This is a genomic window from Streptomyces sp. CNQ329 (assembly GCF_000482585.1).
This window is the reverse complement of record NZ_AXVU01000005.1, coordinates 272,308-296,491: the sequence shown is the minus strand read 5'-3', so window position 1 is coordinate 296,491 and position 24,184 is coordinate 272,308. Positions and strand designations below refer to the sequence as shown.

Annotated in this window: 19 protein-coding genes and 2 pseudogenes; 17 read left to right on the top strand and 4 right to left on the bottom strand. The window is 73.6% G+C overall.

What is annotated here, in order from left to right; all coding sequences use genetic code 11:
• Both I003_RS0105265 and I003_RS34510 read left to right on the top strand, forming a co-directional pair.
• Positions 1 to 234 (top strand): annotated as a pseudogene (locus I003_RS0105265) (hypothetical protein); the annotation flags it as partial.
• A 186-nt stretch (positions 235 to 420) separates the two neighbouring features.
• Positions 421 to 610 (top strand): annotated as a pseudogene (locus I003_RS34510) (DUF397 domain-containing protein); the annotation flags it as partial.
• 806 nt (positions 611 to 1,416) lie between these two features.
• Here the strand turns inward: I003_RS34510 and I003_RS0105255 are convergent.
• On the bottom strand, positions 1,417 to 1,809 hold the full coding sequence (locus I003_RS0105255; RefSeq protein ID WP_027770551.1) for a carboxymuconolactone decarboxylase family protein: 393 nt from the start codon (positions 1,807 to 1,809) through the stop codon (positions 1,417 to 1,419).
• A gap of 370 nt (positions 1,810 to 2,179) precedes the next feature.
• A complete protein-coding gene (locus I003_RS0105250) occupies positions 2,180 to 3,019 on the bottom strand; it encodes an oxidoreductase (protein WP_027770550.1) in 840 nt (279 codons plus the stop codon).
• A 170-nt stretch (positions 3,020 to 3,189) separates the two neighbouring features.
• Here I003_RS0105250 and I003_RS0105245 point away from each other — a divergent pair, with 170 nt between their 5' ends.
• From I003_RS0105245 to I003_RS0105230, 5 genes are all read left to right on the top strand, one after another.
• Positions 3,190 to 3,735: a TetR family transcriptional regulator gene (locus I003_RS0105245; RefSeq protein WP_027770549.1), complete on the top strand. Its 546-nt coding sequence runs from the start codon at positions 3,190 to 3,192 to the stop codon at positions 3,733 to 3,735.
• 2,058 nt (positions 3,736 to 5,793) lie between these two features.
• Positions 5,794 to 7,200, top strand: a complete 1,407-nt coding sequence (locus tag I003_RS0105240) for a glycerophosphodiester phosphodiesterase family protein (RefSeq protein WP_027770548.1) — start codon at positions 5,794 to 5,796, stop codon at positions 7,198 to 7,200.
• Positions 7,201 to 7,614: 414 nt separating this feature from the next.
• The gene (locus I003_RS36715; RefSeq protein WP_486584093.1) at positions 7,615 to 7,920 is read left to right on the top strand and encodes a hypothetical protein; all 306 of its coding nucleotides are present in this window, start codon (positions 7,615 to 7,617) and stop codon (positions 7,918 to 7,920) included.
• Positions 7,911 to 8,435: a hypothetical protein gene (locus I003_RS36710; protein ID WP_486584092.1), complete on the top strand. Its 525-nt coding sequence runs from the start codon at positions 7,911 to 7,913 to the stop codon at positions 8,433 to 8,435. Before I003_RS36715 ends, I003_RS36710 begins: the two co-directional genes overlap by 10 nt.
• Positions 8,436 to 8,665: 230 nt before the next feature.
• Positions 8,666 to 9,469: a hypothetical protein gene (locus I003_RS0105230; protein ID WP_027770547.1), complete on the top strand. Its 804-nt coding sequence runs from the start codon at positions 8,666 to 8,668 to the stop codon at positions 9,467 to 9,469.
• 174 nt (positions 9,470 to 9,643) lie between these two features.
• Here the strand turns inward: I003_RS0105230 and I003_RS0105225 are convergent, their stop codons facing one another.
• Positions 9,644 to 10,471, bottom strand: coding sequence for a peptidoglycan DD-metalloendopeptidase family protein (locus tag I003_RS0105225; protein ID WP_027770546.1), 828 nt, complete (start codon positions 10,469 to 10,471; stop codon positions 9,644 to 9,646).
• Positions 10,472 to 10,517: 46 nt separating this feature from the next.
• Positions 10,518 to 11,780: an SH3 domain-containing protein gene (locus I003_RS0105220; RefSeq protein WP_027770545.1), complete on the bottom strand. Its 1,263-nt coding sequence runs from the start codon at positions 11,778 to 11,780 to the stop codon at positions 10,518 to 10,520.
• 186 nt (positions 11,781 to 11,966) lie between these two features.
• On the opposite strand from I003_RS0105220, the gene I003_RS0105215 reads away from it, so the two are divergent.
• The 10 genes from I003_RS0105215 to argF all read left to right on the top strand — a co-directional run bounded on the left by I003_RS0105215 (position 11,967) and on the right by argF (position 24,137).
• Positions 11,967 to 12,971 (top strand): helix-turn-helix domain-containing protein, encoded by a 1,005-nt coding sequence (locus I003_RS0105215; RefSeq protein WP_027770544.1) that lies wholly within the window; start codon positions 11,967 to 11,969, stop codon positions 12,969 to 12,971.
• 301 nt (positions 12,972 to 13,272) lie between these two features.
• Complete coding sequence (locus I003_RS0105210; protein WP_027770543.1) at positions 13,273 to 13,644, top strand: cell division protein SepF; 372 nt, start codon at positions 13,273 to 13,275, stop codon at positions 13,642 to 13,644.
• 142 nt (positions 13,645 to 13,786) lie between these two features.
• Positions 13,787 to 15,058, top strand: a complete 1,272-nt coding sequence (locus I003_RS0105205; protein ID WP_486584091.1) for an AAA family ATPase — start codon at positions 13,787 to 13,789, stop codon at positions 15,056 to 15,058.
• A gap of 218 nt (positions 15,059 to 15,276) precedes the next feature.
• Positions 15,277 to 16,071, top strand: a complete 795-nt coding sequence (locus I003_RS0105200) for an SDR family oxidoreductase (protein ID WP_027770541.1) — start codon at positions 15,277 to 15,279, stop codon at positions 16,069 to 16,071.
• Between the two features lie 23 nt (positions 16,072 to 16,094).
• Complete coding sequence (locus I003_RS31495) at positions 16,095 to 16,478, top strand: nucleotide pyrophosphohydrolase (RefSeq protein WP_051368093.1); 384 nt, start codon at positions 16,095 to 16,097, stop codon at positions 16,476 to 16,478.
• An 8-nt stretch (positions 16,479 to 16,486) separates the two neighbouring features.
• Entirely contained in the window at positions 16,487 to 17,431 is a 945-nt protein-coding gene (gene mmuM / locus I003_RS0105190) for a homocysteine S-methyltransferase (protein WP_037720077.1), read from the top strand.
• 112 nt (positions 17,432 to 17,543) lie between these two features.
• Entirely contained in the window at positions 17,544 to 19,079 is a 1,536-nt protein-coding gene (locus I003_RS0105185; protein WP_027770539.1) for a 3' terminal RNA ribose 2'-O-methyltransferase Hen1, read from the top strand.
• Positions 19,076 to 21,721, top strand: a complete 2,646-nt coding sequence (locus tag I003_RS0105180) for a polynucleotide kinase-phosphatase (RefSeq protein ID WP_027770538.1) — start codon at positions 19,076 to 19,078, stop codon at positions 21,719 to 21,721. Before I003_RS0105185 ends, I003_RS0105180 begins: the two co-directional genes overlap by 4 nt.
• Before the next feature lie 101 nt (positions 21,722 to 21,822).
• Complete coding sequence (locus I003_RS0105175; RefSeq protein ID WP_037720075.1) at positions 21,823 to 23,064, top strand: arginine deiminase; 1,242 nt, start codon at positions 21,823 to 21,825, stop codon at positions 23,062 to 23,064.
• Between the two features lie 74 nt (positions 23,065 to 23,138).
• The gene (gene argF / locus I003_RS0105170; RefSeq protein ID WP_027770536.1) at positions 23,139 to 24,137 is read left to right on the top strand and encodes an ornithine carbamoyltransferase; all 999 of its coding nucleotides are present in this window, start codon (positions 23,139 to 23,141) and stop codon (positions 24,135 to 24,137) included.
• The last annotated feature ends 47 nt before the right edge of the window (positions 24,138 to 24,184 follow it).

Genomic DNA, 24,184 nt, shown 5'->3' with positions numbered 1-24,184 from the left:
GCCGACCGGCTCCCGGCCGTCCCACCAGACCTGCCCGAGCACCCGGACTACCCCCGCATCCTCGCCGTCTTCAACGGTGCGACCGGACCGCTACGGGCCCGGGATGTCTGCGAAGCCCTCGATCACGAACTGCTGCCGAAGAACATCGAGGGCACCCGCGCCAAGCTGAAACGCCTGGTCAAGCTCGGCATCATCACCGAGATCGACACGGGCAGCTTCGCCAGGAAGCAATAGCCGACCAAGCCCCGCGACCACCAGCCCTGCCCCAACCTCACCAGGAAACGGACATCAGATCACGAACCGCCCTCTCAAGACCTTCGGGGCGATGTTGAAGGTGCTCCGGGATGAGGCGGGGCTGACGCAGGAGACGGGGCTGGCGTCGCGGTCCAGGCACTGGGCGGTGATCGAGCAGGAAGACCTATGAGCACCATCGGACCGGGGTGGTTCAAGAGCAGCTACAGCAGCGGGCGATGGGGACGACTGCATCGAGGTCGCCGTTACCCCGCAGGCTGTCCATGTCCGTGACGCGAAGGACCCGGAGGGCGGTCAGCTCTCGGTGACTCCCGCGGCCTGGGCCGGCTTCGTGGCCTTCGCGAAGGCCGTCGAACTCAGAGCACCACCGTCCGTGCGGCCGTATCCCGGCCGCACGGACGGCACAGGCCGCAGCCTGCCATGTCCGGCCGACCGGACCCTCGATCGAGCACGAGGACTGCCTTTTCGCCTACGCGCAGTGCGGTCTTCGGTGTCAGCCCCGGGCGGTAGCGTGCGCCCCGCATGCAACCTCTCGATTCCGCACCGGAGATGAGATGACCGACGCCTACTCGCCCGTTTCCGAACTGAACTTGCTCTAGGAGTTTTCCGACGGGCTCGGAGACGCCTACTTCTCGGACGGTTTCGCGTTCTACCGGTACGGCCGACCCGACGCCGGTCTGGTGGAGTGGCTGAGCCTGGAAACGCGGGAGGAGGAGGCGCGAGGTCACCTCGACCGGCTCATTCCGTTCGCCCAGGCCACCGTCTCGGGTTCGTTCTACGCCCTGCACCCGGTTCGTGGATTGGCTGGAGGAGTTCGCGTCCGAGAAGAACGATTCTGATCCCTTGCGGGAGGTATTCGCCGGCTCCTGAACGTGAATGCGTCATGCCGGCCGGCCATCCGCGTCGCCGGTCCAGGGGTCGGCCGGGGCGGCGGCGGGGGCCGCCCCGGTGAATGCCGCCGAGACGAACTCGCGGTAGCTCACCCGTCAAACAGCCTCGAAACGCCCGTGTGGCTCGACTTTTGCTCATCGAGACGCACGAACCGCGGCGGAGGTCACGTTCGCCGCTGTTCGCCCAGACCCCCACGTCCCCTCACGCCCGCCCAAGGGTATGCGCCCGCTCTGACATCGGGCCCGGGGCCCGCACAGGCCTGGATGCCGAGAATCAGACGGGCTTGGACGAAGCGTTCTCGGCGAAGACGGACAAGGCGACCTGGTATGTCTCGAAGGCGCGGGCCGCTCCTGCGTAGACGGCGAGGTGGATGAAGAGGTCGACGATCTCGTCATGAGTGACGTCGTTGTTGAGCGCGATGCGCAGCTGCCCGCGCAGCGGTTCGAACGCGCCCAGCGTCGCGGCGATGGCGACGGAGACCAGGGATCGGTCGTGCGTCGACAGTGCGGTACGGGTCCATGAGTCCCTGAACGTGTGCACAGTCGCGACCTTGCGAAAGTCGGCTCCGGAGGCCGGTTCGCCGGGGCTCATCGGGAGTTCCAGGCGCTGTCCCAGGAGTTCGCTTGCGGTGTCCAGCGCCTGCTCGTAGACGTCGTCGGTACTCATCTCTGCTCCTCGGTCGGTCGCGCGGGGTGGTGGGCCGGCGGTCCTGGCCACCACCCGCCGTTCAGGGCTCGGCTACGGGTCAGGGTGGTTCCCCACTCGCTGAGGGGTTGCTGCTCGCCGGGGCGGAGGGACGGCTGTTCGTCGCACGAGGCTGGTTTCCACGCTCGCGCCGTGTGCAATCGGTCTGCTCGGTCGGGTGAACCGTCCGGGCTACAGGGCGTGGATCGAATGGTCCCGTCCGGACTGCGACGGCGGGGCTCCCCCATGGCCTTCGAGCGGGCCCCTGGGCCGTGGGTGAATCGGGGAGCCGTGCGGGACGGGCCCTTCGTCCTCCGGCAGTCCGTCCCGCTGCCGCGCCCGCACAGTGCCGTCAGGTGGTGGGGTAGTCCGTGGAACGGCTGACCTCGGCCCATTTGCCGGCCTCGGCCAGGCGGCCCTCCTCCGCGCTGATCGCGAGCTCCAGGGCGTCGCTGCCGAGCAGCAGCCGGCGCGGGGGGTCCTCGGCGTCCACGGCGCCGATGATCGCGCGGGCCATGCGGTCCGGGTCACCGGGCTCCTTGCCGGCGTAGTCCGCGAACCGGGCCAGCCACAGGCCCACGGTCTCCTCGTAGTCGGGGGTCACGGGACCGGCAGGCTCCGCGGCACCCCCGGCCCAGCCGGTGCGGATGCCGCCCGGCTCGACGATGGTGACCTTGACACCGAACGGTGCCACCTCATTCGCCAATGCCTCGGAGAACCCCTCGACGGCGAACTTCGCGGTCTGGTAGGCGCTCAGACCCGGCGTACCACCCACACGTCCGCCGATTGAGGAGATCTGCACGATGTGCCCGGACCGCTGGCGGCGCATGACGGGAAGGACCGCCCGGGTCATGTTGACCACGCTGTACAAGTTGGTATCGACCTGCGCGCGGAACTCCTCCTCGGGAAAGTCCTCGATCGAGCCGCTGGTGGCGTAGCCGGCGTTGTTGACGACGACGTCAACCGATCCGAACCGCTCCACCGCGGCGGCCACCACGCCCCGGGACTGGAACGCGGAGGTGACGTCCAGCGCCACCGCCTCCAGCCGGTCCGGGTGCTCGGCCCTCAGGGAAGTCAGCGACTCCGGCTTGCGGGAAGTCACCACAACGTTGTCGCCGGCCCCCAGGGCCGCGAGCACCAGGGCCCTGCCCAGGCCCTGCGAGCCCCCCGTGATCAGCCAGGTCCGTGCCATGACGCGTGCCTCGTTTCGTCGCCTGCTTCACCGCCCCGAACGGGACAGCAACTCCACTGTAGACAAAATGAACCTAACTGCAACGTCAATGGTGCAGTAATCTCGGGTGTCGCATCTCACGGCGGGATGTTAGTCAGCTAAGTGAATCTCGCGTGTAGAATGGCGGCATCATGAGAGCTGACGCCGCGCGTAACCTGGCTGCCGTCCTCCATGCAGGAGCTCGACTCCTGGCGGAGGACCCGGGCGCCTCCATGGCGGCCATAGCCGGCGCCGCCGGGGTGGACCGGACGACCGTCCACCGTCGCTTCGCAAACCGTGAAGCCCTGCTCAGCGCCGTTTTCCAGGCCAAGCTCGACTCCGCCGAACGCGTTCTGGACGAAGCCCGCCTGGTCGAGTCCCCCCTGCCGGTCGCCCTCCACCGCTACCTGGAGGGGATCATCCCCGTCAGCCGCGAATGGCCGGTCGACATGCGCCTGATGATGCAGAAAGACCCCGCGGCCCGGGCCCGCCGGGAGGAGCAGAGTGCGCGCCTCGACGCCTTCATCCGCCGCGCGCTGGACGAGGGTTACCTGCGAGCCGGCGTCGATGCGGCCTGGGCGCGGACGATCCTGGACGAACTCGTCGACACCGTCGCCCACCGGTTCCCCGACCTGGAACCCCCGCAGGCCGCTGATCTTGTCGCCGCCACCTTCCTGAACGGCCTCGGCGCGACCTGAGACCACCACCCGCCGCGGAATCAGGGCAAGCCCGAGGGCCGCGACACCAGCATGCGGCTCTCCGTGTCCGACGGCGGCTCTGTACGTTCACGTGTACGCCGACACCCGGATCATCGATCCCGGGGAGGCCCGTGCCGTCCTCCCGACTGAAACCCGAGGCGGAGGGGTCGCCCACACCCGAGAAGTCCAGGTGACAGTCGACCACCCGGAGAGCCTCTCGGTCAGGTGGCGGTCCGCGTGCAGGATGCCCGAGCGGAGTAATCCGGTCATAACTCGCGGTGACACCCCCTAATCCGGCCCGATCCGGGCCATGAAGCCCATATTCCGCCCCACCGGGCGCACCAACGCGCCCCTTACCTGCCGCCGCTAAGGCGGCCCGGACGAGGCGCTCCGGCGCAAAGTCGCCACAGACCGTCTGCTGAATGAGGGCACGTCCCGCGCGAGTCGCCGCCCAGGAGCCCGGAATGCGGGCCACCGGCACGAACTCGCCACCATGAGCTTGCAAAATCGGTTCAAAACGCCCACGGTGATGGAAGTTTGCCCCGCGGCACGCACAAACCCACCCCCAGTCCTCATTCCGCGGCCTGAACGCACCTCACCGGGACGAACTCGCGGTAACCCACGCCCTCAACCGACCTGAAACGCCCACGCGCCCGGACTTTTGCCCACCCACGCGCACCCCCGCCCCGCAGACCCGACGCCCAACGCGAAACCCCTGCCCAGCACAGGGCGACCGCCCTCCGCTGCCGGGCGCATCGGCGTCCGGGACGGGCTCATCTCGGGTGCCCCGGCCCCCGCATCCCAGCGACAGAAGCGGACCCGGCATCGGCCCTCGGCCTTCCGGCACCGGCGCCTGGCCTCCGGCCGCCAGCGCGCCCGCGACCGGGGCACCCCGAAGCCGGCATCCGGCCCTCCGTCCGCCGGCCACCCGCGACCCGGACAGGCCCAGCTCCGGGGCTTCGCCCCCGCCCGCTGAGGGCTTCCGCGACCGGAGCGGGCCCGGCGCCGGTGTCCCGGCCCTCGTCTGCCGGGGCGCCCGCGCTCGGGGCGGGCCCAACTCCGTGGTCCGGCCCTCGTCTGCCGGGGCGCCCGCGCTCGGGGCGGGCCCGACACCGGTGCTCCGGCCCCCGTCGTCCGGGCTCTGCATCCGTAGCGCCAGTCAACGGGTGCCCGCTCCCCCTGGGCCACCCTTAGCTGCCGGTCTGTCACGGGCCGGAGTCCGGGGTCAAGGGTGGGGCGAAGCCCCATCGCGCAGCGACGCCCCTGGAGCGAAGCGGAGGGGGCGCCCTTGACGCCGGACGCAGGCCCGACAATGCAAGAGTGGGGTGGCCCGGGGGGAGCCCTCACGACACGGCTTATCCCTTCGCCGCGCCCCCGGACCCGCGCCTCCTTCACGGACGACCGTCGACCCCGGTGTGGGGACGGCCATCGGGGTTCGCCCCTGTCACGGACGGGCCCCACCACGACACGGGCACCCCAGCGCACCGGCCCACCTCACGCACCAACGCCCGTCCCGGCGCGTACCCCCGGACCCGCTCCACGCACCTCGCCGGCCAGCCGTCGGCGCCGGTGGTCCGGGGTCACTGTCACTGCGGGCGCATACCCTTGGGTGGGTGTGAGGGGACGTCCGGTTCGGCGCGAACAACGACGCCCACGACACGCAACCCACCGATACGGGCCCGCCCCACGCACGAACGCCCGTCCCGGCGCGTACTTTCGCGCCCCGGTCTGTTTGGCGAGCCGCCGTCTCCTGCCGCGTACTTTCGCGCCCCGGTCTGTTTGGCGAGCCGCCGTCTCCTGCCGCGTACCTCCGCCCCCGGTCCGCTCGGCGAGCCGCCGTCCCCCGCCGCGAACCCCCGCACCCCTCCGCCCCGCCCGCCTCGCCCTCACCCACTCCCCGGTCCGCCCCGCTCGCCCCGTTCCCCCCGCCCCGACGCCCCAAAAGCCCCGTACCGACCGCTTGACGCATCCCCGAACCTCTGCCTGAGAACCGACTGTTCAAAAAGATCGCCGGTGGAGTTCTCCCCGTCGCCGCCCACCGGGCCGAAACTGGTCGCCATGATGAAGAGACCCATGCGACCCGTCCTCGCCGCCGCAGCGGCGATCGCCGTTGCCGTCGCCGCCCCGCTGGCCGCCGGCCCCGCCGCGGCGGCCCCGCCCACCGACCTCGACCGGATCCACGACCGGCTCCTGCGCCACGGCTCCGACGCGCCGCTGATGATCGCGGCTCACCGCGGGCAGTGGCGGGACGCCCCGGAGAACTCGCTGGACGGGATCCGGCACGCGATCGCGGACGGCGCCGAGGTGGTGGAGATCGACGTACGCCCCACGCGCGACGGCCACCTGGTCCTCATGCACGACGAGACCGTGGACCGCACCACCGACGGCACCGGCAAGGTCGCGGACCTGACCCTCGCGCAGATCAAGTCCCTCCGGCTCAAGCAGGGCCTCGGCGGCGCCCAGGCGCCGCTGACCGACCACACCGTGCCGACCTTCGAGGAGGCGATGGGCGCGGTCAAGGGCCGCGCGATGGTCAACCTCGACAAGGGGTGGCCCGTGCGCGAGCAGATGTACGAGGTGCTGCGCCAAACAGAGACCGTCGACCACGCCCTGTTCAAGGGCAGTCCGACGGTCGCGGAGGCCGCGGAGTTCATGGCCCGGGATCCCGAGATCCTTTACATGCACATCCTCGACGACGGCAACGCCGACGCGGTGGGTACGTTCCCGGGGCGCCAGCCGGTGGCGTACGAGATCGTCTTCGACGACCCCGCCGACGCCCAGGTGCAGCCAGCGAGCCTGGCGGCGGTCCGCGAGCACAGCCGCGTGTGGATCAACACGATGTGGAAAGGGCTGGCCGTCGGCTACACCGACGAGGCGTCCCTGCGCGACGAGCGCCTCGGCTGGCGGACGGTGGTGGAGGACTACACCGCGAGCATGATCCAGACGGACAACGTCGAGGCGCTCGACTACTGGCGCGACGGCGGCGACCTCGACCGCTACGACCGGCAGCCCGGCCACCGCACCGTCCGCGTGCAGGCCGAGGACTACGCCCCCGGCGGCGAGGGCGTCGGCTACCACGACCTCGACCCGAACCGCTGCACCGTCGCCCGTCCCGACGAGGGCGTCGACATCTGCGATCTGGAGGGCGCCATCGCGGTCAACTGGATTCGCGCGGGCGAGTGGCTGAAGTACGACGTGACCGTGCCCAAGTCCGGTGTCTACGACGTCTCGGGACGGGTCTCCTCCCCCTACTCGCCCGCGGGAACCGTGACGCTCGAATGGGACGGCACGGCCGCCGCCCCGGTCGGCATCGTCAACACCACGCACCACGAGGCGTTCACGCGGCAGCCGCTGCAGCGGCTGCACCTGTCCAAGGGCGCCCACGAGCTGGTGGTGCGCATGGACGAGGACGCCTACCAGAACTTCAACCTGGACTACCTGCAACTGGATCTCGTCCGCAAGTGACCCCCTCGCCGCGCCTCCACGACGGGCGCGGGCGCCGGCGCGGGACGCGGGCGGGCGGCGCACTCCGGGCCGCGAGCCCGGGGCCGTCCGTCCGCGTCCCCGGGCTCTCCGCGTCCCGGGCCGTCCGCGTCCCGGCGGGCGGCGGATTCCATAACTAGAGCACGTACTCCGTTAATGTGCGGGGAGCGGCCCGGCCGGGCCGGTGCAGGGAGTCCCACGGGAGGCGCGGGTGCGGGAACAGGACGTGCACGTACGGGGGTTGAGCCGGAAGCGGTTCCTCGCCGGGATGGCGGGACTCGGGGCCGCCGCCGTGGCCGGGACCGCCGTCGCCGGGAGCGGCGCGGCGGCGGGGCCGGGGGAGGCGAGGCCCGCGGCGGGGGCCCGTACGGGCGGGGCGCCCGGCGGGGGGCCGGGGTGCGGTACCGCAGCGTCTGCTACACCATCGGCGCCGGGGAGACTCCGGCGACCAGGTGGAGCGCCGCCCGGATGCGCCGCGACATCCGTGCCGTCCGCGACGAGCTGCACGCCAACGCCGTGAAGGTCACCGGCGACGGTGTCGCCCGCCTGACCGCCACCGCGGAGGAGGCCGCCGAACGCGGCCTGTACGTACGCGCCGAACCACCCTCGGCGACCGTCCGCCGCGCGAGATCCTCGACCACCTCGCCGAGGTCGGCCGGCACGCGGAGGAACTGCGCCGCCAGGGCGCCGGGGTGGAGCTGAGCGTGGGCTGCGAGTTCTGGCTCTTCGTGCCCGGCATCGTCCCCGGCGCCGACGTGCTGGAGCGGATCGAGAACCTGCAGAACGGCACCTACGACCCCGTCGACATGCAGCGCAAGCTGGACGAGTTCACCGCCCGCGCCGCGGCGGTCGGCAGGTCCGTCTTCCGGGGCGAACTGAGCTACGCCGCCGCCGAGCACGACGAGGTCGACTGGACCCTCTTCGACATCGTCGGCATCGACTACTACGGCTACCACGAGCGCCCCGCCGGCTACCGCCGCGACCTGCGCACGTACCGGCGCTTCGGCAAGCCGCTGTCGATCTCCGAGTTCGTCACCCCCGGGTCCTGGCACTGGCCGGGCGACCCGGTGCACGACCTCGACACCGTCAGCTACGCCATCGTCAAGCCGGTCCAGGACACCCCCGGCGACCCGGAGTCGCCCTGGCACTGGGAGCCGAAGGAGGCGTACCGCGCGCTCGCCTCCCGCTACGGCCGCGCCGCCCGCGGTAAGCCGTAAGCCGCGTGTCCTCAGCCGCGTGCCGTAAGCCACCGCCTGTGCCGCGGCCCTAAGCCGCCCGCCGCCCCCGCCCTCGCCCCCGCGTCGCGCCGCAAGCCACGCGTCCCCGGCCCGCGCCACCGTGCCCGGGGTGCCCTCCCCGGGCGCTGCCTCTACCCTCTACTGTCGGTCCGCCCGCAGCGGCTGCGCGGGCGCCGTGGAGTCCGGGACGGTACGGGACGGAGTACGCGATGGCGGGTGCGAGCGGTGACGGTGAGCGGACGCGCACGTACCGCGGGAGTCTCGCGGCGACGGTCTTCCTCGCCCTGCTGTGCGCCCTCTTCGGCGCCCTCTTCGTCTTCTTCGGGCTGCTGCTCGTCATCGGGGCGGACGCGCCCGCCGCCGTCGCGATCCCGTTCTGCGCCGCCGCGCTGGGCCTGTTCCTGCTCACGTTCTGCGTCGTGCGCGGGGTGACGATCGTCGACGACGCCGGCATCACGATCCGCTGGCTGCGCACCAGGCGACTGCTCTGGCCCGACGTGATCGCCGTCGAAGTGGAGCACAACGCGCCCGTGTCGGCGCAGCGCAAGCGCCCCGTCATGGGCGCCGTCGTCTACCACCGTGACGGCCGCCGGCTGATGTTGCCCGACGTCATCGACTCCCGTGGCCTGGTCGCGCACCGGGAGGTGCAGGTGATCCGCGAGGTCTGGGAGCGCCGGCGCGGCGAGGAGTGGACGCCGCGGCCGGAGGTGACCGCCGCCGCACGGGCGACGGTCGACGCCGCCGAGCGCAGGGAGAGCGCCCTCGTCGAGGCCATGGGCTTCAGCCTGACCGCGGTCCGCGTGCTGGTCGGCTGCTTCCTGGTGGTGGCCGTCGTCTTTCTGGCCACGGGCAACGCCGGTGCCTTCCCGGACGTCCCCGGCGGGGTCTTGGCGGGGGTCTTCGCCGCGGTGGCCTTCGCGCCCGTCGCGATCGCGCTGGCGGGCATGGCCCTGAGACGGCGCCGCGAGGGCGAGGGCCCGGACCGGGAGGGCGACGGGGCGCCGCCCCGGTGAGGCCGGCCCGGCCCGGGATCTCGGCGCGGGGAGGGCCTCAGGATCCGGCTCGCACCCGGGTCGCACCCGGCTCGCACCCGGATCGGCCCCCGGATCGGGCCCCGGATCGGCCCCCGGCCCGGACCGGCGCAGGAGCCGGCGCGGGACGCCGGCCCCTGCGGGACCGAAGGGGGCTCAGCAGACGGGCACGCCCGGGAGCTTCGCGTCCGGATGGGCGATATAGATGTTGGAGATGAATCCGCGCTGGTCGCGCAGCCGGCTCCACCAGTCGTTCGTGTAGCCCTCGGCGTTGACCACGTCGCCCTGCTTCTGGCACTCGACGAACACGCCCGTCGGGCCCGAGAGGGTCGTCACCACCGGGGAGCTGAGGTACGCGTCCGCGCGGACGTTCACGCCGCTGCCCCAGGTGGTGAAGTTGGTGTTGCCGCAGTTGTCGCTGCGCAGGTGGTACTGGCCGTACGAGCCCGGATACGGCAGCGCCGAGCCGTTGATGCGGATGTCCTGGCCGACGCCGTTGAGCAGTTGCTCGTAGTGGATGTGCGCGCCGGAGGAGTTGCCGGTGCTGCCCGTGATGCCGATCTGCTGGCCCTGCGCGACCGACTGGCCGTTGGCCACGGAGAACGACGCCAGGTGGAAGTAGTAGGTCGTCCAGCCGCCGCCGTGGTCGATGACGATGTAGTTGCCCGCGCCGCTCGGCTGGCTGTGCCGGGTCGCGGTGCCCGCCGCCGACGCGACCTGCGGCGTGCCCGCGGTGGTCCCGCCGTCGGAGCGGATGAAGTCCAGCGCGCGGCGCACCTCGGCGCTGTGATGGCTGTACGTCCACTGCTGGCCGCACGGGAACGGCGCCTTGAAGTTCGGCGCCAGCTCGGGGCCCGTGTCGGCCTGTGCGGGCACCGCCGCGGTCAGTCCCAGCAGTGCCAGCAGCGCCGCGACGACGGCGGCCGCGGCCCGCCGCGCCGGGCGGCGGGCGGGGGCGGGGGAGTGGAGGGGGCTGCGAGGCATCGGATCGCCTCCTTCGGTGGGGGTCCAGGGGTGGGGGGTGGCGCGTTCAGCACTCGGGGACGCCCGGCAGCCAGGCGTCGGCGACGTCGATGAAGATGTTGGAGATGAAGCCGCCGTAGTCGGGCAGATAGGCCCAGGCGTCGTTGGTGTAACCCTCGTACGTGATCTCCTCGCCGCGCTTCTGGCACTCCACCCGCACCTGCGTCGGTCCGGGCAGGGAGGTCAGCACCGCGGAGGAGGTGTTCGGCTCCTGGCGTACCCGCACGTCGGTGCCCCAGGTGGGGAACCGCGTGCCGGTCTCGCCGCCGGTCCACAGGAACGTCACGTCGACCCAGCCGTTGTCGTTCAGACCGACGTTGTAGAACGTGCCGTCGGCCAGGTCGATGCCGGCGGGGTTGGCGACCTGGCGGCCGAACTCGTCGCGCCCGCCGTTGTAGCCGTTCTGGTACGCCGCCTGCGCCTCCGGCATGCCTTGCGGCAGATCCCGCCACGACTCGCGCACATCCGGCGGACTCCAGTAGTCGTCCTTGGTGTTCCACGGGCCCACGTCCCACACCGGCGCCGTCTCGCAGCGCACCGGACCGCAGACCTGCACCGAGTACTCGGCGCTGCCCTTCGGGGACAGCCCGCGCCGCGACGGCAGGGCCACGAAGTGGTCGTTGGGCACGATGACGTGGCCGTTGGCGGTCGTGCCGCCCACCAGGCCCTCGCGGGTGGCGAACAGCCGGTACGTCAGCGGCGCGGCGGCGGCCCGGGGACGCGGGGCCGCGTCGGTGCCGGCCCGCAGCCGGAGTGCCTCGACCGCCGGCGTGCCGCCGCTGCCGGCGCGCAGTGTCAGCCGGGCCTGAACCTCGGTGACCGCGAAGGGCAGCCGGGCCGCCTCGTCCGCGCCCTCGCCCGCCGGCAGCCACTCCGTCCAGCCGCCGTCCGGCGCCCGGCCGCGGATGTCGACCGCGACCTCCGCGCCCGCCGGGACGCGGGCGTCGAGCCCGGCACGTACCCGGTTGACGGGACGCTCCAGCCGCTCCGGGGCGAGGACCTGGGAGCCCTCGCCGGGGACGGCCTGCAGGGAGGCGGGTGCGGCGGTCTGCGAGCGCAGTCGCAGATCGCCCTGTACGTAGCGGACGTTGACGTCGTCCGCGCCGATGTCCGAGAGGTCGGCCCGCCAGGTGGCGGGCGGCGCGGGGCCCCCGGCCTCCGCAGTGCCGCCGGCCGCCCCGGCATACGCCGGGTGCGCGACGGCGGCCGCGCAGATCGCGCCGGTGAGCGCAACCCTGCGCCACCGGCGGGGTGTTGGTGTGCGCCGCATCTGGCTCCTTCCCGTGGTCTGGTGGGGCTCGCGAAGGTGCTGGCCGTGCGGCGACGCATCGTAGGCAGCCCCTCACCGCCGTGCCGCCCGGGTTTTCCGCCACGGTCGAAAACCCGACGTGGACCGGGAGGGAACGGTGCCGCCCGCACTCAAGACAGCGCAGGCCGCACGTGGTTACCCTCGGGTATGGCCGGAACGCTTCATGTCCACTTCAACGACCGGGACTTCCGCCACGTCCAGCTCGCCCGCACCGCCGACCCGATCTGGGAGGCGATCCTCGGGCTGCACGTCGCCTACACCCCCGCGCCCCTCCTGCCCGCCCGGCTGCGTCCCTTCCACCGCCGCGCCCGCCTCCGCCTGCGCCACCGCGACCTGCGCCGCACCTGCGGCCTCCTCAACGGGATCGCCCCCGCCGACGCCCCCTACTTCCCCGACTTCCTCACCCCCGTCGAATCCGAGGAAGGCATCACCGCCGGTCTGCGCACCCTGCGCGCCACCCCCGCCACCCGCCTCGCCCGCGAGGTCCGCCGCGCCGCCCGCCACCGCCCCCTGCCGCCGTGGACCCGCCGCCTCGCCGCCGGCGACCGCACCGTACTCGGCGATCTCGCCGACGCCCTCCAGCACGTCTACAACCGCCTCATCGCCCCCGACTGGAGCGAGATAGAAGCCACCGTCGCCGCCGACCGCGCCCGCCGGCTCGAAGCGCTCGAAGCCGGCCTGCCCGCCGTCCTGGCCACCCTCGAACCCTTCACCTGGACCGATCCCGTGCTCAGCGCCCCCTATCCCGTCGACTCCACGCTCCATCTGCACGGCCGCGGCATCCGCCTCATCCCCTCGTACTTCTGCCACACCACACCCGTGGCCATCGCCGACCACGGACTGCCGCCCGTCGTCGTCCACCCGGTCCGCCACCACCCCGGCCGGCCCGGCACCACCCACCCCGCCCACCGCCGCGACACGGCACTCGCGGCGCTCCTCGGCGCCAGCCGCGCCCGCGTCCTGGCCGCACTCACCCCCACCACCGCGCCCGCCACCACCGGCGGCATCGCCGCCCGCCTCGGCATGCCGGCCTCCTCCGTCAGCGGCCACCTCACCGTCCTGCGCCGCGCGGGCCTCGCCGAAAGCGAGCGATGCGGCCCCCACGTCGTCCACCGCCTCACCGCCCGCGGGCGGCACCTCCTCGACGGCTGACGCACCGCACCGGCGGCCGGGGCCGTACGCGGTCGGCACCCGGCCGGGACACGTGCGCCCGTCGGCCGCACGGCGTACGGGCCCGGCCGGGTTGCCGCCTGGGATCCCGCCCGATCGTCCGCCGCGGGCAACACCCCAGTCAATCCTCGGATTTCCTTGAGTCCTGCCCAGGGAAACCTTGGAGCGGCCGGAAGGGAAAAACCCGGATTCCCGTGTGTCCCTGCGCGGTCACCTGTTCGGCCCATCGATAGAATCGCGCGATGGCCGCATCGGGAGCACACGGAACTGCGAGGAGGGCACGTTGACCGGACATGACGTCACCGACGAGCAGTGGCAGGGGCTCGCCGAAGTCGTGCCCTTGCGCGGCAACGAATGGCCCTCCTGGACCGGGCACGAAGCCCTCGACGACCCGGAAGCCGACGCCGACCAGCGGCAGTTCGTCGTCATCCGCTGCCAGGTCTTCGCCGACGCGCGGCGCGTGGCCGAGTACCTGATAGCGCAAGTCCCCGTCCTGCTCGACCTCACCGGCGCCGAGATCGACGTGGCCAAGCGCATCCTGGACTTCGCCAGCGGCGTGACCTTCGGCATCCAGAGCAGCATGCACCGCGTCGACCGCAACGTCTTCCTGCTCGCTCCCGTCGGCACGGAGGTCGAACCGGTCGCCAGCCGCTGACGGCACACCGCACGCGGCGGGAGACCGCCTTACCGCGCCCGGCCCGCGAGTCCCCGCAGATCCGCGGGGACTCGCCCGTTCGGGCGAAGGTCGCGCCGACGGAACGGTTCGGCTGCCGACGGGCTCAATAGCGTCCCCCGACATGACCTCCCACACCGGGCACCCTCCCTGGACCCCGCGCGACGTCCTGCACGACCCGCAGCGCGACAGCCCGCGCACGACCCTCGGCGCGCGCCATCCCCGCGCCGACCGCGCCGCTCTCGGCGAACTGCGCCTGTCCGCCTTCAAAGCGCACCGCGGCACCCGGCTCGGCCTCGACCCCCTCACCCTGCTCACCGGCGGCAGCGGCAGCGGCAAGACCGCGGCGCTCGAAGCGTGCGGCGTCCTGGCCAGACTCGGCGCCGGAGCCACCCTGGAAGAAGCCTTCGCGCCGGTGCCCGGGGGCGCCGCGGCCTGCGTACCGCACAAGGCCGAACCCGACGCCGCCGGCCGCCGCGGTGTCCGCCTCGGCTGCACGGTCCGCGGCCCTCTCGGCGACGTCCGGCTCGACGTCGCCGTACAGGCGGAACCCGAACTGCGCATCGTCGGCGAACGGCTCACCGGAGCCGGCCGCACCCTCCTGGCCACCGCCCTGCGCGACCCCCGGCGCGATCGCGTCCAGGCGTCCTGGCACACCGCGGGCCCCGCCCCCGTCACCCGCGCCCCGCTGCCCGACGACCGGCTCGGCACCGCCCTCCTGCCGCTGCGCGTCGGCGGGCGCACGGACGGCGAACGGCTCGTGCTCGCCGCCGCGGAACAGGCCGTCCTCGCCCTGCGTTCCGTCTACCCCTGCGACCCGCACCCCGCGCTCATGCGCGCCGCCACGGCCGTGCCGATCGGCGGCGAAGAGCTCGCCCCCGACTGCCGCAACCTCCCGGCGGTCCTGCGTCGCGTCCGCGACGAATGCGGCACCCGGCACGCGGCCCTGCTGGACGCCCTGCGGGGCGGCTGCGCCGGCCCGGTGCACGACCTGACGACGGAGCAGTACGGGGACGGGCTGGTACGGGCCGTGCTGCTGCGCGAACCGGGGCAGCGCGGCACGCCGGTCGAGACCCTGGGCGACGGGGAGTTGCGCTACCTCGCGCTGGCGCTGGTGCTGCTCACCGGTCCGGGAGTGCTGGCGGTGGACCCGGCCTCGGAGGTGCTGCCGGCGCGCCAGGTGCTGACGGTGCTGGCGGACGGGCTCGACCGGTGCCTGGACGCGCGGCAGGCGAAGGAACTGGTGGCGCTCTGCGGGCGGATGGGCGAGCGCGGGCACATCCGGGTGGTGGGCTCCGTGGGCGACGCGTCGCTGGCGGACGCGGAGTGCGCGACGGCACGCGCGTTGCCGCACCGGCCGCCGTTGCGGCAGAAGGGAGCGGCGACGGCGGGGTGAGGAACCGGGCGGGCCCGAGGCGCCGACGGCTGCCGGGTTCCGGTGACCGCCGGTCACCGGGCCGCAGGCGCAATTGCGTTGCGGGCGGCGGGCCCGCCCTCTCACAGTGGGCGGTCGGCACCCGCGGTGCCCGCGGCGCGGCACGAGGGCGTGCATGCCGGCGGCTGACGCGGCGGCCGGAGGCAAGGACGGACGAACGACGGCGAAACGGAGTGCACATGCCCCTCGACGGCCGGACCGCACTGGTCACCGGCGTGAGCCGGGAACGGGGAATCGGGTTCGCCCTCGCCCGCCGGCTGCTGGCCGGCGGCGCGCGCGTGTTCGCGCAGGGCTGGACGCCGCACGACGACGAGATGCCCTGGGGCGCCGACCGCGGCGGCACCGCAGCGGTCATCGCCGCGCTCGGCGGCGAGGACGACCGGTTCGCCTACGCGCACGCCGACCTCGCCGACCCCGCTGCCCCCGCCGCGCTGCTGGCCGCGGCGGGGGCACGGCACGGCATGGTGGACACGCTCATCGTCAACCACGCCCGCAGCTCCGCCTACGGCCTGGAGAAGCTGACGGCCGCCGAGCTGGACCTGTGCTGGGCGGTGAACGTCCGGGCCACGCTGCTGCTGGTGCAGGCGTATGCGGCGCAGTACGACGCGGCGGAGGGGAAGGCGCGCGGCGGCGGCCGGGTCGTGCTGTTCACCTCCGGCCAGCATCTGGCGCCGATGAGCCAGGAGATCCCGTACGCCGCGACGAAGGGAGCGCTCCAGCAGATGACGCTGACGCTCTCCGACAGCCTCGTCGACCACGGCATCACCGTGAACTGCGTCAACCCAGGGCCCACGGACACCGGCTGGGCGGGCGGGGAACTGGCCGCCCAGGTGGGGCGGGCGCTGCCGCGCGGCACGTGGAACACCCCCGACGAGGCCGCGGCCGTGGTGCGGCTGCTCCTGAGCGACGACGCGGCGACGATCACGGGCAACACGGTCGACGCGGAGTCGGGTTTCCGTCGCTGGGTGTCCTGAGCCCGGGTGGTAGACAGGGGCGCATGACGGACGACGTGCAGGCTCTGCAGAAGCGGCTCGTGGCGTTCGCCGCGGCCCGGGACTGGGAGCAGTACCACACCCCCAAGAACCTGGCCGCGGCGCTGAGCGTGGAGGCCGCGGAGCTGGTGGAGATCTTCCAGTGGCTGACGCCGGAGGAGTCCGCGCGGATCATGGCGGACCGGGACGCGGCGCACCGGGTGACGGACGAGGTCGCGGACGTGCTGGCGTACCTGCTGCAGTTCTGCTCGGTGGTGGGGGTGGACCCGCTGGCCGCGCTGGCGGCGAAGATCGAACGCAACGAGCAGCGCTTCCCCGCACCGCAGGCGAACGGGGCCGGAACGAAGCCGGAGCCGGAGGCGGGATCCGGCGCGGGGGAGGGGCGTTGAGGCCCGGCGTGCCCTTCGCCGAGGCGGTCGCGCAGGCCGCGGGCGGCGGCCCGCCGCTGGTCCTCGACGGGGGCCTGTCGAACCAGCTCGAAGCACAGGGCTGCGACCTCCGCGACGCGCTGTGGTCGGCCCGGGTGCTCGCGGAGGACCCGGGGCAGATCGAGGCCGCGCACGCCGCCTACGTACGGGCCGGGGCCGACGTGCTGCTGACGGCGAGCTACCAGGCGACGTTCGAGGGGTTCGCGCGCCGGGGCATCGGCCGCGGGGAGGCCGCCCGGCTGCTGACGAGCAGCGTGACCCTGGCCCGGCGGGCGGCGGACGAGGCGCCGCGGCCGGTGTGGGTCGCGGCGTCGGCGGGCCCGTACGGGGCGATGCTGGCGGACGGCTCGGAGTACCACGGCCGGTACGGGGACGGGGTGGGCGTCGCGGAGCTGACCCGCTTCCACCGGCCCCGGCTGGAGGTGCTGGCCGCGGCGGAGCCGGACGTGCTGGCGCTGGAGACGGTGCCGGGGATGACGGAAGCGACGGCGCTGCTGCGGGCGGCGGCGGGTCTGGGCGTGCCGGTGTGGCTGACCTACACGGTCGCGGGCGGGGCGACCCGGGCGGGGGAGCCGCTGGCCGACGCCTTCGGGCTCGCGGCCGACGACGAGCGGGTGGCGGCGGTGGGCGTCAACTGCTGCGCGCCACAGGACGTCGCGTACGCGGTGGAGACGGCGGCGCGTGTCACGGGCAAGCCGGTGGTGGCGTACCCGAACAGCGGCGAGGGCTGGAACGCCGGGGCCCGAGCCTGGCGCGGGCCGGGCACGTTCGACCCGGCGGCGGCCACCTCCTGGCACCGCGCCGGCGCCGCGGTCCTCGGCGGCTGCTGCCGCGTGGGCCCGGACGGCATCGCCGCCCTGGCGAGGGAACTGCACGGCGGTGGGACGACGGGCGACGTCCGCTCATCCGCGTGAGCACCGCTTTCGCACCCGATCGCCGCTCTCCGCCGGGAGCCCCGTTCTCTCCACCCCCCGCTCGCCGAAACCCGATGGCCCGCCCCCCACCCCGCACGACATACTCGCTCGCGTGTTCCTGACCATCACCGCGACCGGCACCGACGCCGCGCCCGCCACCGACCTCGGCTTCCTCCTGCACAAGCACCCCGACAAGGCGCAGGAGTTCGCCACCTCCCGCGGCACGGCCCACGTCTTCTACCCCGAGGCGACCGCCGACCGCTGCACGGCCGCGCTGCTCCTCGAGGTGGACCCCGTCGGGCTGGTGCGCGCCGCAAAGGGCAGGGGCGGCAAGGGCAAGGGCTCCGACACCGCCCTCGCGCAGTACGTCAACGACCGCCCCTACGCCGCGTCCTCGCTCCTCGCCGTCGCACTCAGCCGCGTCTTCCGCACCGCCATGACCGGCTCCAGCCGCACCCACCCCGAGCGCGCCGCGCAGCCCATGCCGCTGCGCATCGAGGTCCCCGCCGTCGCCGCCCGCGGCGGCCCCGAACTCGTCACCCGCCTCTTCGCGCCCATGGGCTGGCAGGTCACCGCCGACGTCGTACCGCTGGACCCCGCCTTCCCCGACTGGGGCGACTCGCGGTACGTGTCGCTCACCCTCGACGGCGAGGTGCGCCTCGCCGACGCGCTGCGCCACCTGTACGTGCTGCTGCCGGTGCTCGACGACGCCAAGCACTACGGCGTCGCCCCCGACGAGGTCGACAAGCTGCTGCGCGCCGGCGAGGGCTGGCTGGAGGACCACCCCGAGCAGCGGCTCATCACCGGCCGCTATCTCTCCCGCCGCTGGTCGCTGGCGCGCGAGGCGCTGGAGCGGCTGGAGCTGGCCCGCCTCGCCGAGTCCGACGACGCCGATCCGGAGGAGCTGGACAACGCCGTCGACGAGTCCACCGACACCGAGGAGAAGCCGGTGCCGCTCGCGGTGCAGCGCCGTGCCGCCATCGCCGAGGCGCTGCGCGCCGCCGGTGCGGCCCGGGTACTCGACCTCGGCTGCGGCCAGGGCCAGTTGGTCAAGGAGCTGCTGAACGACCCGCGGTTCACCGAGATCGTCGGCGTCGACGTGTCCGTACGCGCCCTGGCGGCCGCCGCCCGCCGGCTGCGGCTGGAGCGCATGGGCGAGCGGCAGTCCGCGCGGGTGTCGCTGCTGCAGAGCGCGCTGACGTACACCGACCGCCGGCTCGCGGGCTACGACGCCGCCGTGCTGAGCGAGGTCGTCGAGCACGTCGATCCGCCGCGGCTGCCCGCCCTGGAGTACGCCGTCTTCGGCTCCGCGCGCCCCGGGACGGTGGTCGTGACGACCCCCAACTCCGAGTACAACGTGCGCTGGGAGTCGCTGCCCGCCGGCCACGTCCGGCACGCGGACCACCGCTTCGAGTGGACCCGGGAGGAGTTCCGCGCCTGGGCCGGGCCGGTCGCGGCGCGGTTCGGCTACGCGGTGGCGTACCAGGGGGTGGGACCGGACGACCCCGAGGTCGGGCCGCCCACCCAGCTCGCGGTCTTCACGCGCACGGGCACCGCCGACGCCCTCTCCACCGCCGACGCCGGCGGCACCGGCACAGCCGGCGGCACCGCCACGAGCACCACCGACACCCCGAAGGAGGCGTCATGAGCGACACCCCGGCACCGCACAGCGCACCCCGCCGCCTCGGCGTCCCGGACCTCTCCCTCGTCGTGCTCATCGGCACCACCGGCTCCGGCAAGTCCACCTTCGCCCGCCGCCACTTCAAGCCCACCGAGGTCCTCTCCTCCGACTTCTGCCGCGGTCTGGTCGCCGACGACGAGAACGACCAGTCGGCCTCCGGCGACGCCTTCGACGTCCTGCACTACGTCGCCGGCAAGCGTCTCGCCGCCGGCCGGCTCACCGTCGTCGACGCCACCAGCGTCCAGCCGGAGGCCCGTCGCCAGCTCGTCCGGCTGGCGCGCGAGCACGACGTGCTGCCCGTCGCCATCGTCCTCGACGTCCCGGAGAGCGTCTGCCGCGAGCGCAACGCCGACCGCCCCGACCGCGCCGGCATGGGCGCCCACGTCATCCCCCGGCAGCGCCGCGAGCTGCGCCGCGGTCTGCGCGGGCTGCAGCGCGAGGGCTTCCGCACCGTGCACCACCTCCGCGGCACCGGCGAAGTCGACGCCGCCGAGGTCGTGCTGGAGCGGCGGTACAACGATCTGGCCCACCTCACCGGCCCGTTCGACCTCATCGGCGACGTCCACGGCTGCGCGAGCGAGCTGGAGACGCTGCTGATGCGCCTCGGGTACGAGGACGGGGTGCACCCCTCGGGCCGCACCGCGGTCTTCGTCGGCGACCTCGTCGACCGCGGCCCCGACAGCCCCGGGGTGCTGCGCCGCGTCATGGGCATGGTCGCCGCGGGCAGCGCGCTGTGCGTGCCCGGCAACCACGAGAACAAGCTCGGCCGCTTCCTGCACGGCCGCAACGTCAAGCTCACCCACGGCCTCGCCGAGACCGTCGAACAACTGGAGCGCGCGGAGGCGGCGGAGCCCGGATTCCGCGACCGGGTACGGACGTTCGTCGACGGGCTCGTCAGCCACTACGTCCTCGACGGCGGCCGGCTCGTCGTCAGCCACGCCGGCCTGCCGGAGAAGTACCACGGCCGCACCTCCGGCCGGGTGCGCTCCTTCGCGCTCTACGGGGACACGACGGGCGAGACCGACGAGTACGGGCTGCCGGTGCGCTACCCCTGGGCCGAGGAGTACCGCGGTCGCGCCGCCGTCGTCTACGGCCACACCCCGGTGCCGGAGGCGACGTGGGCGAACAACACCCTCTGCCTCGACACCGGCTGCGTCTTCGGCGGCAGGCTGACCGCGCTGCGCTGGCCCGAGCGCGAACTCGTCGACGTGCCCGCGGAGCGCGTCTGGTACGAGCCGGTCAAGCCGCTCGCCGCCGGGGCCGCCGGGAGCGGCACGGCGCAGGACGGCACGGGCGGCGACCGGCCGCTGGACCTCGCCGACGTGCACGGCCGCCGCGTGGTGGAGACCGGACAGCACGGCCGCGTGGCGGTACGGGAGGAGAACGCGGCGGCGGCGCTGGAGGTCATGAGCCGCTTCGCGGTCGACCCGCGGCTGCTGCTCTACCTGCCGCCGACGATGGCGCCCACCGCCACCTCGGCGGAGGAGGGGCACCTGGAGCACCCGGCGGAGGCGTTCGCGGCCTACCGGGCGGACGGCGTGGCGCGGGTGGTGTGCGAGGAGAAGCACATGGGCTCGCGTGCCGTGGCGCTGGTGTGCCGGCACGCGGGCGTGGCGGAGAAGCGCTTCGGCCTGCCCGCGGACGCGGGCGTGACGGGTGCGCTGCACACTCGCACGGGCCGCCCCTTCTTCTCCGACGACGAGCGCACCGAGCAGGTGCTCTCCCGGGTCCGCGACGCGGTGACGGCGGCCGGGCTGTGGGAGGAGCTGGCCACGGACTGGCTGCTGCTCGACGCCGAGCTGCTGCCCTGGTCGCTGAAGGCGGGCGGGCTTCTGCGGCAGCAGTACGCCGCCGTCGGCGCGGCGTCGCGGGCGGTCTTCCCGGGTGCGCTGGCGGCGCTGGAGACGGCGCAGGCGCGCCTGGCCCGCGCCGGGTCGGCGCCCGGGGCGCATCGGGACGCCGACGCCGACCCGACCGCCGCGCTCGCCGCCCTGCTGGCCCGCCAGCACGAGCGGGCCGCCGACGCCGAGGCGTTCTCGGCCGCGTACCGCCGCTACTGCTGGACGGTCGACGGTCTCGACGGCGTGCGCCTGGCCCCCTTCCAGCTCCTCGCCGCCGAGGGCCGGAACCTGGCCACCGAGCCGCACGACGGCCAGCTCGCCCTGCTCGACCGGCTGGAGGAGCACGACGTGAGCGGCCTGCTCCGGCGCACCCGGCGGCTGTACGTCGACACCGGCGACGAGGAGTCGGTGGCGGCGGGCGTGCGCTGGTGGCAGGAGATGACGGCGGCCGGCGGCGAGGGCATGGTCGTCAAGCCGCTCGGCGCGCTCGTACGCAACGGGGAGGGCCGGCTCGTACAGCCGGGCGTGAAGTGCCGCGGCCGGGAGTACCTGCGCATCATCTACGGCCCCGAGTACACCCGCCCCGGGAACCTGACCCGGCTGCGCAACCGCCACCTGGGCCACAAGCGCTCCCTGGCGCTGCGCGAGTACGCGCTCGGGCTGGAGGCGCTTGACCGGCTGGCGGCGGGGGAGCCGCTGTGGCGGGTGCACGAGGCGGTGTTCGCGGTGCTGGCGCTGGAGTCGGAGCCGGTGGACCCGCGGCTGTGAGACGGACGGGCCCGCGCCGACCGGCGCGGGCCCGCCGCATCCCCGTCCCCGGCGTGATCAAAATCGCTGCTCCGCGCCGTCCCGCGTGGCACTCTGATCCCATGCCAGCGCCCTCTTTCCGCGTCGACTCCGAGGCCGGCCGCCTGCGCCGCGTGATATTGCACCGGCCGGACATGGAGCTGAAGCGGCTCACGCCCCGCAACAAGGACGCCCTCCTCTTCGACGACGTGCTGTGGGTCCGCCGCGCCCGCGAGGAGCACGACGGCTTCGCCGACGTGCTGCGCGACCGCGGCGTGCAGGTGCACCTCTTCGGCGATCTGCTCGCCGAGAGCCTGGAGATCCCCGAGGCGCGGGCCATGGTCCTCGACCGGGTCTTCGACGAGAAGGAGTACGGGCCGCTCGCCACCGAGAAGCTCCGCTCCACGTTCGAGGCCCTGGACTCCGCCGCCCTCGTGGAGGCGCTGGTCGGCGGGATGACCAAGCGGGAGTACCTGGCCGGGTTCGCGGAGCCGGCGTCGGTGCGCTTCCACGTCATGGACCCCGACGACTTCCTCCTCGGCCCGCTGCCCAACCACCTGTTCACCCGTGACACCTCCTGCTGGGTCTACGACGGGGTGTCGATCAACGCGATGCGCTGGCCGGCCCGGCAGCGTGAGACCGTCCACTTCGAGGCGATCTACAAGCACCATCCGCTCTTCGCCGGCCCGCAGTCCGGCGCGTTCCACGTCTGGTCCGGCGGCCAGGAGGACTACCCGTCGACCATCGAGGGCGGCGACGTCCTGGTCATCGGCAACGGCGCCGTGCTCATCGGGATGAGCGAACGCACCACCCCGCAGGCGGTGGAGCTGCTGGCGCGCGGGCTGTTCGCGGCGGGTTCCGCGCGCACGATCGTCGCCCTGGACATGCCGAAGGCGCGGGCGTTCATGCACCTGGACACCGTGATGACGATGATCGACGGCGACACCTTCACGCAGTACGCGGGCCTGGGCATGCTGCGTTCGTACACGATCGAGCCCGGCTCGGGCAGCGACGAGCTGAAGGTCACCGACCATCCGCCGGAGCACATGCACAACGCCATCGCCGCCGCGCTGGGCCTCGACGGGATCCGGGTGCTGACGGCGACGCAGGACGTGCACGCCGCGGAGCGAGAGCAGTGGGACGACGGCTGCAACGTCCTGGCCGTGGAGCCGGGGGTGGTGGTGGCCTACGAGCGGAACTCGACGACCAACACGTTCCTGCGCAAGCAGGGCATCGAGGTGATCGAGATCCGCGGCAGCGAGCTGGGCCGGGGCCGCGGCGGACCGCGCTGCATGAGCTGCCCCGTCGAGCGCGGCCCGGTCTAGCCGGGGACGGGCGCCCGGAGGCCGGCCTGTATAGTGATGCGTTCACACGCATAGAATCTCAGGAGTGCGGGACCATGGCGATAGACCTCACCGGCCGGAGCTTCGTCAAGGAGCTGGACCACACCGCCGAGGAGCTGCGCCACCTCCTCTCGCTGGCCGCCGAGCTGAAGGCGGCGAAGCGGGAGGGCGCCGAGCGGCCCCGGCTGGCCGGGAGGAACGTGGCGCTGGTCTTCGAGAAGACCTCGACCCGCACGCGCGCCGCGTTCGAGGTCGCGGCGGCGGACCAGGGCGCCTCGACCACGTACATGGACCCGGCCGGCTCCCAGCTCGGGCACAAGGAGTCGGTGAAGGACACCGCGCGGGTGCTGGGGCGGATGTACGACGCCATCCAGTACCGCGGCGCCGCCCAGGCGGCCGTCGAGGAGATGGCCGCCTACGCGGGCGTGCCCGTCTACAACGGCCTGACCGACGAGTGGCACCCCACGCAGATGCTCGCCGACGTTCTCACGATGACCGAGCACTGCCCCCGGCCGGTCGAGGAGATCGCCTACGCCTACCTCGGCGACGCCCGCTTCAACATGGGCAACTCCTACCTCGTCACCGCCGCCCTGCTCGGCATGGACGTGCGCATCGTCGCGCCCGAGGCGTACTGGCCCGGCGAGGCCGTCGTCGCCGGGGCCCGGCGGCTCGCCGCCGCCTCCGGCGCGCGGATCACCCTCACCGCCGACGTCGCCGAAGGGGTGGCCGGCGCGGACTTCGTCGCCACCGACGTGTGGGTCTCGATGGGGGAGCCCAAGGAGGTGTGGGACGAGCGGATCGCGGCCCTGCGCCCGTACGCGGTGACGGCGGACGTGCTGCGCGCCACCGGCACCCCGGACGTGAAGTTCCTGCACTGCCTGCCCGCCTTCCACGACCTCGGCACGGTCGTGGGCCGGGAGATCCACGAACGGCACGGGCTGACGTCGCTGGAGGTCACCGACGAGGTCTTCGAGTCGGAGCACTCCGTCGTCTTCGACGAGGCGGAGAACCGGATGCACACCATCAAGGCGCTCATGGTCGCCACCCTGGGCTGACGCCCGTTCCCCGGATCCGTGGCACGGGACCCGTCCGTCCCTGCACG